At 75.2% G+C, this 8131-nt stretch carries 10 protein-coding genes; 3 read left to right on the top strand and 7 right to left on the bottom strand.

Features of this window, described 5'->3' with window-relative positions:
- Positions 1–53: 53 nt before the first annotated feature.
- Genes moeB through moaC form a run of 4 tightly spaced genes read right to left on the bottom strand, consistent with a single transcriptional unit; the run spans position 54 to position 2774 of the window.
- Positions 54–1244 (bottom strand): molybdopterin-synthase adenylyltransferase MoeB, encoded by a 1191-nt coding sequence (gene moeB, locus ACH9EU_RS01230; protein WP_396412109.1) that lies wholly within the window; start codon positions 1242–1244, stop codon positions 54–56.
- Between the two features lie 5 nt (positions 1245–1249).
- Positions 1250–1702 carry a molybdenum cofactor biosynthesis protein MoaE gene (locus tag ACH9EU_RS01235; protein ID WP_396412110.1) on the bottom strand — a complete coding sequence of 151 codons (453 nt, stop codon included), beginning with the start codon at positions 1700–1702 and terminating at the stop codon, positions 1250–1252.
- Positions 1699–2235: a molybdopterin-binding protein gene (locus tag ACH9EU_RS01240; protein WP_396412111.1), complete on the bottom strand. Its 537-nt coding sequence runs from the start codon at positions 2233–2235 to the stop codon at positions 1699–1701. The genes ACH9EU_RS01235 and ACH9EU_RS01240 overlap by 4 nt, the downstream gene beginning before the upstream one ends.
- Positions 2232–2774 carry a cyclic pyranopterin monophosphate synthase MoaC gene (gene moaC, locus ACH9EU_RS01245; RefSeq protein ID WP_396412112.1) on the bottom strand — a complete coding sequence of 181 codons (543 nt, stop codon included), beginning with the start codon at positions 2772–2774 and terminating at the stop codon, positions 2232–2234. The genes ACH9EU_RS01240 and moaC overlap by 4 nt, the downstream gene beginning before the upstream one ends.
- 178 nt (positions 2775–2952) lie before the next feature.
- Here moaC and ACH9EU_RS01250 point away from each other — a divergent pair, with 178 nt between their 5' ends.
- The gene (locus tag ACH9EU_RS01250) at positions 2953–3786 is read left to right on the top strand and encodes a globin domain-containing protein (protein WP_396412113.1); all 834 of its coding nucleotides are present in this window, start codon (positions 2953–2955) and stop codon (positions 3784–3786) included.
- Positions 3783–4250, top strand: a complete 468-nt coding sequence (locus ACH9EU_RS01255; protein WP_396412114.1) for a pyridoxamine 5'-phosphate oxidase family protein — start codon at positions 3783–3785, stop codon at positions 4248–4250. The genes ACH9EU_RS01250 and ACH9EU_RS01255 overlap by 4 nt, the downstream gene beginning before the upstream one ends.
- 63 nt (positions 4251–4313) lie before the next feature.
- Here ACH9EU_RS01255 and ACH9EU_RS01260 read toward each other — a convergent pair whose 3' ends face one another.
- The 3 genes from ACH9EU_RS01260 to ACH9EU_RS01270 form a co-directional block, all read right to left on the bottom strand.
- Entirely contained in the window at positions 4314–4934 is a 621-nt protein-coding gene (locus tag ACH9EU_RS01260; RefSeq protein ID WP_396412115.1) for an MFS transporter, read from the bottom strand.
- 315 nt (positions 4935–5249) lie between these two features.
- A complete protein-coding gene (locus ACH9EU_RS01265; RefSeq protein ID WP_396412116.1) occupies positions 5250–5639 on the bottom strand; it encodes a hypothetical protein in 390 nt (129 codons plus the stop codon).
- Between the two features lie 43 nt (positions 5640–5682).
- The gene (locus tag ACH9EU_RS01270) at positions 5683–6972 is read right to left on the bottom strand and encodes a molybdopterin molybdotransferase MoeA (protein ID WP_396412117.1); all 1290 of its coding nucleotides are present in this window, start codon (positions 6970–6972) and stop codon (positions 5683–5685) included.
- Between the two features lie 191 nt (positions 6973–7163).
- Between ACH9EU_RS01270 and moaA the strand changes: the two genes are divergently transcribed.
- On the top strand, positions 7164–8131 hold a 968-nt coding region (moaA, locus tag ACH9EU_RS01275), incomplete at its 3' end, for a GTP 3',8-cyclase MoaA (RefSeq protein WP_396412118.1).

Raw genomic sequence — 8131 nt, forward strand, 5'->3', positions numbered from 1 at the left:
TCGCGGACCGTGCGCGCCGGCCCGGCCGCGCCGTCGTCGGGCCGGCGGCCGCGTCAGTAGGGCCGCTGTCCCTGGTCGACCTGCTCGATCCACGCGAGGACGCCGCCCTCCAGGTGGGCGACGTCGGCGTGGCCGGCCGCGCGCAGCAGCCGCAGCGCCCGCTCGGAGCGGGAACCGGCCTTGCAGTGCAGCAGCACCCGCCGGGACGGGTCGAACCGTGCCAGCGCCTCCCCGGACTCGAAACCCGCGAGCGGCACCAGCCGGGCGCCGGGGATCGCCGCGAGCCGGGCCTCGTACGGCTCCCGGACGTCGACGAGGTCGAAGTCGGCCTCCCCGCGCTCGCGCTCGGCCAGCAGTGCCGCGAGCTCCGCGGCCGTCACCGAGGGCACGTCGCCGGGAGCGGCCTGCTCCCCCGGGGCGGCGCAGGCCGCGGCGACCTCACCGATGTCCCCGTCCACGTCGCGCAGCAGCGTGACCGGGGGGCGGCCGGGTGCCGGGGCCAGCGGGATCTCCCACCAGCGGGCCGACAGCGCGTCGTAGGTCGACACCCTGCCCAGCATCGTGGTGCCGGCCCCGGTGACCAGCTTGACCGCCTCGACGGCCATGGCCGTGCCCAGCAGCCCGGGCAGGACCCCGAGCACGCCGGCCTCGGCGCAGTTCGGGACGCTGCCGGGCGCGGGCGGGACGGGGTAGAGATCGCGGTAGGTGGGTCCGTGCGCGGCCCAGAACACCGAGTACTGCCCGTCGAAGCGCAGGATCGAGCCCCACACGTGCGGCACCCCCGCCAGTTCGCACGCGTCGGAGATGAGGTAGCGGGTCCCGAAGTTGTCCGTGCCGTCCAGCACGAGGTCCCAGCCTGCGAGGATCCGCTCGGCGTTCCCGGACGTGAGCCGCTCGCGCACCTCCACCACGCGCACGAGCGGGTTGAGGTCCGCGATCCGGCGGGCCGCCGAGGCCGTCTTGGGCGACCCGAGCGTGGCCTGCCCGTGGATCACCTGGCGCTGCAGGTTGGACTCGTCCACGGTGTCGTCGTCGACGATCCCGAGGGTCCCGACGCCCGCGGCGGCGAGGTAGAGCAGGGCCGGGGAGCCGAGGCCGCCCGCGCCCACGCACAGCACGCGGGCGTTCTTGAGCCGGCGCTGCCCCTCCTCCCCGATCTCGGGCACGCACAGGTGGCGGGCGTAGCGGCGCAGCTCGGCGTCGGTGAGTTCCGGGGCGGGGGCGACGAGAGGAGGCAGGTCCACGGCGCTCAGGCGTCCAGCCCGACCCACTCGGTGGAGCCGTCCGTGAACAGCTGCTCCTTCCAGATGGGCACCTCCGTCTTGATCCGGTCCACGAGCGCGTCGCACGCGGCGAACGCGAGCTTGCGGTGGGCCGAGGCCACGGCCGCCTCCAGGGCGGACTCCCCGATCGCGAGGTGGCCCACGCGGTGGGCGGCCCAGATCCGCACGCCCGGGAACTGCTCGGCCACCGAGCGGGCGACCTCCTGGATCGCGGCCCCGGCGCGGGGGTGGCAGGTGTAGTCGAGGCTCGTGACGGACCGGCCGCCGTCGTGGTCGCGGATGACGCCGCTGAACGAGACCACGGCGCCGGTCCGCTCGTCCTGGACGGCGGCGACGGCCCGCGCGTGGTCCAGCGGCGCGTCCGTGACGAACGCGGCGATCACGGCGGTCTCGGCCTGGAGGGGTCCGGGGGTGCTCATGGCTCGGTCCTTCCGGTGCGGGGATCGGGGTGCGGGCCGTCGTGCCCGCGGTCGCGGTGGCCCTCCAGCTGGTCGCAGACGTGGTCGAGCAGGGGCTCCAGCACCTTCAGGCCGTCCCACACCCCGCCCGTGGAGCCGGGGAGGTTGACCACGAAGGTGCGCCCGCTGACCCCGGCGTGCCCGCGGCTGAGGACGGCCAGCGGCGTGGACCGTCGTCCCTCGGCCCACAACGCCTCCATGATGCCGGGCAGCTCGCGGTCGAGGAAGGGGCGGGTGACCTCCGGCGTGCGGTCGTCGGCGGCCAGCCCGGTGCCGCCGCTGGTCACCACGACTCCGGGCCGCTCGGCCGGCGGGCGGGTCACGAGCAGCCGCTCGAGCTCCGCGCGCACGTCCTCGCCGTCGGCGACCACGAACGGTCCTTCGACCGCGAAACCGTGGGAGCCGAACCAGTCGGCCGCGATCCGACCGCTGCGGTCCTCGTAGACCCCTGCCGCGGCCCGGGTGGAGGCCACGATCACGGCGGCCGTCCTCACGCGCCGGTCCCGTCGTCGAATGCCTCGTCCGTCCGGGGCCCGTCCGTCCGGGGCCCGTCCGTCCGGGACCAGTCCCCCGACTTCCCGCCGGACTTGGCGAGCACCCTGACGCCGCCGATCTCGGCGAACCGGTCCACGGCCTTGATCATGTCGTAGAGCGTCAGCGCCGCCACCGACGCCGCCGTGAGCGCCTCCATCTCGACGCCGGTGACCCCGCGGGTGCGCACGGTCGCGGTGATCCGGACGCCGTCGGGAAGCCGCTCGAAGTCCACCGTGACCTTGCTGATGGGCAGGGGGTGGCACAGCGGGACGAGCTCCGGGGTCCGCTTCGCGGCCATGATCCCGGCCACCCGGGCGACCGGGAGGGCGTCGCCCTTGGGCAGGTCGGCCGCGAACACCTGCTCGACGACGTCGGCTCGGGTTCCGAGGGTCGCCGTGGCCGTGGCCTCGCGGGTGGTGACCGGCTTCTGCGAGACGTCCACCATGTGCGCGGACCCGTCCGCCCGCACGTGTGTCAGGCCCTGCTGCTGGTCGGTCATCTCGGTGCGGTCTCCTCCGGGTCCGGTGGCCGGGTGCTCCGGCCGGTGCTCTCCCCCCATTCTGGACCACGCCCCGGAGCACCGCGTCGCGTCCTGGTTCCGCGTCCTGTGCGGTGCTAGCTTGGCGGCACGTGACCGAAGTGCCGCCGACGCCGCCGGCGCTCGTGAAGGAGCCTCCGTGCTGTCAGACACCTCGTACCCCGTCGCCAAGGCCACGCTGCCCGTGGAGGGCGAGAACATCCAGGAGATCGCCCGCCGGTTCTACACGCACATGTTCGGCGAGCACCCCGAGATGCGGGACGGTCTCTTCAACCGCGGGAACCAGGCCGACGGCCGGCAGCAGCAGGCGCTGGCCGGGTCGGCCGCCGGCTTCCTGGTGAACAAGCGGACCGAGCTGCCCGACCACGTGCTGTCCCGCATTGCGCACAATCACGTGTCCCCGGGCCTGCACCCGGACCAGTACCGGATCGTCCACGACGACCTGCTGTGGGCCATCGTGGACGTCCCGGGCGACGCCGTGACCCCTGAGGTCGCCTCCGCGTGGGACGAGGTCTACAGGCCGATGGCCGACGCGATAATCACCCAGGAACGCGGTCCGCACGAGGCGCTCCGGCTCTCCCCGGAGACCGTCTGGCGGAGCCGGCGGGTCGTCGAGAAGGTCTGGGACGAGCTCACGCTCTCGGTCGCCCTCCGGCGACGTCGTCCTGGAGTGCTCGGACCGGCCGCTGGTCCTGGCCGGCGCGGGCATCGGTGTCACCCCCATGGCGGGAATGCTCTCCCACCTGGTGAAGGACGGCTCCCAGAGCACGGTCCGGTACCTGCACGCGGACGCCTCCCCCGGGACCTTCGACCTGCGGAGGCAGATCGAGGAGGAGCTCGCCGCACTGGAGGACGGTGCCCCGGCGGCCTGGGTCGAGCAGCCCTCGACCATGGCGCAGCGTGCCGGGACACGAGCGACGACACGAGCCGCACCAGGACACGAACCAGGACACGAACGAGGAGGACACGATGACGCAGGGGCACGGCAACCACGTGGAGGAACTGCCCGCGAACGAGTGCTGGGAGCTGCTGGGGAACTCCCCCGTCGGCCGGCTCGCCGTGTGGGTGGAAGACCATCCGGAGATCTTCCCCGTCAACTACGTCGTGGACCACGGGACCCTGGTGCTGCGCTCCGGCGAGGGCACCAAGCTGGGCGCGGCGCTCGCCGACGTCGCGGTGGCCCTGGAGACCGACGGCTACGACGACTCCTCCGGGCGCGCGTGGAGCGTGGTGGTCAAGGGCCGGGCCGCACGGATCCAGCAGGTACAGGAGCTGATGGACACCGTGGCCCTCCCGCTCTTCCCGTGGCAGGAGGGCCGGAAGGGGATCTTCGTGCGGATCACCCCGCAGTTCGTCACCGGCCGCCGGTTCCCCGTGGCCGACCCCAGGGTCTGGCGGACGCCGCTGTCGGACGTGCCCCGCGCCTCCGACGAGTGACGGGCCCGGCGTCCTCCGCTCAGGTGGGGGCCAGCTGGTCCGTCCGGCCGCCGTTGCGGACGCTCAGGGCCAGCAGGAAGGACACCACGGCGAACCCGGCGAGCAGGCTGAGCCCCACGACGTAGGAGCTGCTCTCCGGGTTGTAGGTCGCGCCCATGACCAGGGCCGGGAAGCATCCCCCGAGCCCGCCGGCCGCGGCGATGATCCCCCGACCGTGCCGACGTCCCGGGCCGGCGCCGCCCGACCCACCCAGCCGAAGCCGCCCCCCGTGCCGAGTCCGAGGAAGAGCGCCAACACCAGGAACGCCGCGCCGTCGACGCGTTCCTGGCCCGGCTGGAAGGCGACGACCACGGCGGGCACCGCGGTGCCCGCGAGGCAGGTGATCGTGATCGGGCGGGGTCCGAAGCGGTCAGCGAGGATCCCGCCGACGGGCCGGACGACCACCGCGCCGAGTGCAGAACCGGCGGTGCGGGTGCCGGCTGCGGTGGCGTACCGCCCGTAGACGTTGCCGAGGTACGTCGGCAGGCAGTTGGAGAACGCCCCGGAGACCACGCCGTAGAGGAAGCACAGTTGCCAGCTGACCGGCAGCGTGACGACCTGCCCGATCGGGGGCAGGACCGCGACCACGACCGCGACCACGACCGCGGTCGCCACCTGCGTGCCCCGGTAGCCGATCCCGGCCACCAGCCGGGGGTGATGAACGCGGAAACGGCCGTGCCGACCGTGCCGACGCCGGAGACGCCCGTCGCGAAGCCCATGCGGCGGCACTCGTACCAGGCCGAGCAGAACGGGATGCCGATCGCGAAGACCGTGCCGGCGATGCCCAGGAAGAAGGCCACGGCCACGAGCAGGCCGAAGCTGCCCGGCCGGACCGCGAACCCGGTGAGCAGCACGAACGGCGAGACGGCGCCGAGGGCGACCGGGAAGGACGCCCTCGGGCCCGGATCGTCACCGCATCGTGAGGTGACGGCCGCCGCGGGCCGGATGACGTTCCCGGCCTCAGAGACGCCGGCCGTCCCCGGCCTCCGCCGGGGACCCTCCGCGCCGGCCCTTCGGGGTTCCGGCGATGCGCAGGGCGGCCTCGACCACCAGCAGCACGAAGGCCGTGTAGTAGATCCACACGGCGGGGTAGAGCTGGGGGATCACCGCGTTCCAGCCGGCCAGGGTCAGCACGAGCAGGACGGCGCCGGCCGCGGCCAGCGCCAGATGGACGGTCCCGAAGGCGCCCTTCTCGCCACGGCGCGCCAGGAGGACCGCCAGCCCCGCGAAGAAGATGGGGAAGAGCATCTGGCCCACCACGGTGATGCCGTTCTGGTGGTACTCGTAGCGGCCCAGCGCCTGGATCACGGCGGCGGTGGCGAGGAGCAGGGGCGCGAGCAGCGACGTCATGGGAGCCTGTTCTGTGCGGTCGTCCGGGCGGGCGCAGGCCAGTCTAGTCAGCCCCGCCGCTCCCCCGGCCGCGCCCGGGCCCCGCGGAGGCGGCACCGGGTCGGCCTCCGTCGAGCAGGACCAGCTCGACCGGGGTCCCGGCGGGCAGCTCCTCCCCGCCCGGGGGCAGCAGCGCCAGGGCATCGGCCCGCGCGGCGGCCGTGAGCAGGTGGGACCCGGGACCGCCCACCAGGCGCACGGTCGTCCCGTCCCACACGGCCCGGCGCACCTGCGTCCTGGTGGGCAGCGGCCGCACGGCCTCGGCCAGCGGCGCGGTGGCGCGGGGCCGCGGGGCGGGGTGCCCGAGGACCTCGGTCAGCGCCGGACGCAGGAACATCTCGAAGGACACGAGGGTGCTGACCGGGTTGCCGGGAAGGCACACGAACGGCACGCCCCCCGCACGGGCCAGGCCCTGCGGCCCGCCCGGCTGCATCGCGACGTGGACGAACTCCCCGTGCGGTTCCAGGACCTGGCGGACCACCTCGTAGGCGCCCTCGCTGACCCCGCCCGAGGAGACGAAGAGGTCCGGGCGCAGCTCCGCGTCCTCGGCCAGCCGCACGGCGAAGGCCGGCGCGTCGTCGGGGACCAGCCGGGCGGCGACGACCTCCACGCCGGCCTCGGCGAGCTCGGCGGCCAGGATCGCCGCGTTGGCGTCGTAGACCTGGGCGGGACCGCGCGCCGTTCCCGGCGGCACGACCTCGTCCCCGGTCGTGTAGACCACGGCCCGGGGCCGGGCGCGAACGGACAGCCGGTCGAGACCGAGGGCCGCGGCGAGTCCGATCCGCGCGGGTGTCAGGCGCTGCCCGGCCTCCAGGACCGTCTCCCCCGCGAGGACGTCCTCCCCCGCCCGGCGCACGAACCGCCCGGCCGGCTGGCCCGCCGGGATCCGGACCGTGCTGCCCGCCGGCGGGAAGCCGCTCGGCCTGGCCTCCTCCACGGGCACCACCGCGTCCGCGCCCGCCGGCAGGGGCGCGCCCGTCATCACGGGGGCGGCCCGCCCACCGGCGAGCGGGCCGGGCACGACACCGGCGGGGACCGGGTCGTCGACGACGAGCTCGACGTCCACGTCCGCCGCCGGGCCGGTGTCGGCGGCGCGGACCGCGAACCCGTCCATCTGGGAGTTGTCGAAGGGCGGCAGGCTCATCGGTGCCACCAGCTCCCCGGCCAGGACCCGACCGGGCGCCGCCCGCAGCGGGACGGTCTCGGCCGGCGGGCGGATGTCCCACAGGGCCTCCGTCACCGCCCGGCGGTGCTCGTCGACGCCGCGGACCGGGTGCTGCGCGTGCCTGCTCATGGCCCCAGCGTAGGCGCCGGGTGGTTCGCGGCGGGACGGGCGCCGCGCCCGTCATCTGCCGGGCGCGGGCCCGCCACATGACGGGCGCGGGACGCGGGTCGTTCGCCCGGGCACGGCAGCCGCCTAGACTGGACGGACCACCCCGGCACGCCGGTCTCCCGCGTGCCGGCCGAGACCATCGAGGCGGTGACATGAGCGTTTCCCTGGGGCTGCCGCGGGTCCGCAGCGCCGGTCCGGCCCCCTCCGGTGCGCCGGCCTCGGCGGGGCTGGCCGACCGGCACGGGCGGCGGGCGACCGATCTGCGGCTGTCGGTGATCGACAAGTGCAATCTGCGCTGCACCTACTGCATGCCCGCGGCCGGGCTGCCCTGGCTGCCGGCGGCCCAGCTGATGAGCCCCGCCGAGATCGTGCGGATCGTCGGGGTCGGGGTGGGCGAGCTGGGGGTCACCGAGCTGCGCCTGACCGGCGGGGAACCGCTGGTGCGGGGCGACCTGGAGGAGATCCTGGCCGCGGTCCGGGCCGCCCACCCGCGGCTGCCCGTGTCGATGACGACCAACGCGATCGGGCTGGCCTCGCGCGCCCAGGCCCTGGCGGCGGCGGGGCTGGACCGGATCAACGTCTCCCTGGACAGCCTGGACGCTGAGACCTTCAAGGCCCTGGCCCGCCGGGACCGGCTGGGAGACGTGCTGGCCGGGGCCGAGGCGGCCGCGGCGGCGGGGCTGTCCCCGGTGAAGATCAACGCGGTGCTCATGGCCGGGGTCAACGACCACGAGGCCGCCGACCTGCTGGCCTGGGCGCTTCGGCGCGGCTTCGCCCTGCGGTTCATCGAGCAGATGCCCCTGGACGCCGACCACGGCTGGAGGCGGGAGGAGATGGTCACGGCCGCCCAGGTCCGGGACCGGCTCTCGCAGCGGTTCCGGCTGGACCCGCACCCGGGGCAGCGGGCGGGGGCCCCGGCCGAGCTGTGGGAGGTGCGCCCCCCGGCCGGCGGGCCGGTGCTGGGCACGGTGGGGGTCATCGCCTCGGTGACCGAGCCCTTCTGCGCCGCGTGCACGCGGACCCGGATCACCGCCGAGGGGCGGATCCGGTCCTGCCTGTTCTCCCACGAGGAGACCGACCTGCTGTCCCTGCTGCGCGCCGGGGCCTCCGACGCGCAGCT

It is taken from the genome of Kocuria rhizosphaerae, from assembly GCF_044462265.1.
GTDB classification, from domain to species: Bacteria; Actinomycetota; Actinomycetes; order Actinomycetales; family Micrococcaceae; genus Kocuria; species Kocuria rhizosphaerae.

What these genes read in the sequence shown, in the direction of transcription:
- ACH9EU_RS01235 (WP_396412110.1), bottom strand. Translation starts at nt 1,702, where the DNA reads ATGAGCACCCCCGGACCCCTCCAGGCCGAGACCGCCGTGATCGCCGCG.
- moaC (WP_396412112.1), bottom strand. Translation starts at nt 2,774, where the DNA reads ATGACCGACCAGCAGCAGGGCCTGACACACGTGCGGGCGGACGGGTCC.
- ACH9EU_RS01255 (WP_396412114.1), top strand. Translation starts at nt 3,783, where the DNA reads ATGACGCAGGGGCACGGCAACCACGTGGAGGAACTGCCCGCGAACGAG.
- ACH9EU_RS01265 (WP_396412116.1), bottom strand. Translation starts at nt 5,639, where the DNA reads ATGACGTCGCTGCTCGCGCCCCTGCTCCTCGCCACCGCCGCCGTGATC.
- ACH9EU_RS01270 (WP_396412117.1), bottom strand. Translation starts at nt 6,972, where the DNA reads ATGAGCAGGCACGCGCAGCACCCGGTCCGCGGCGTCGACGAGCACCGC.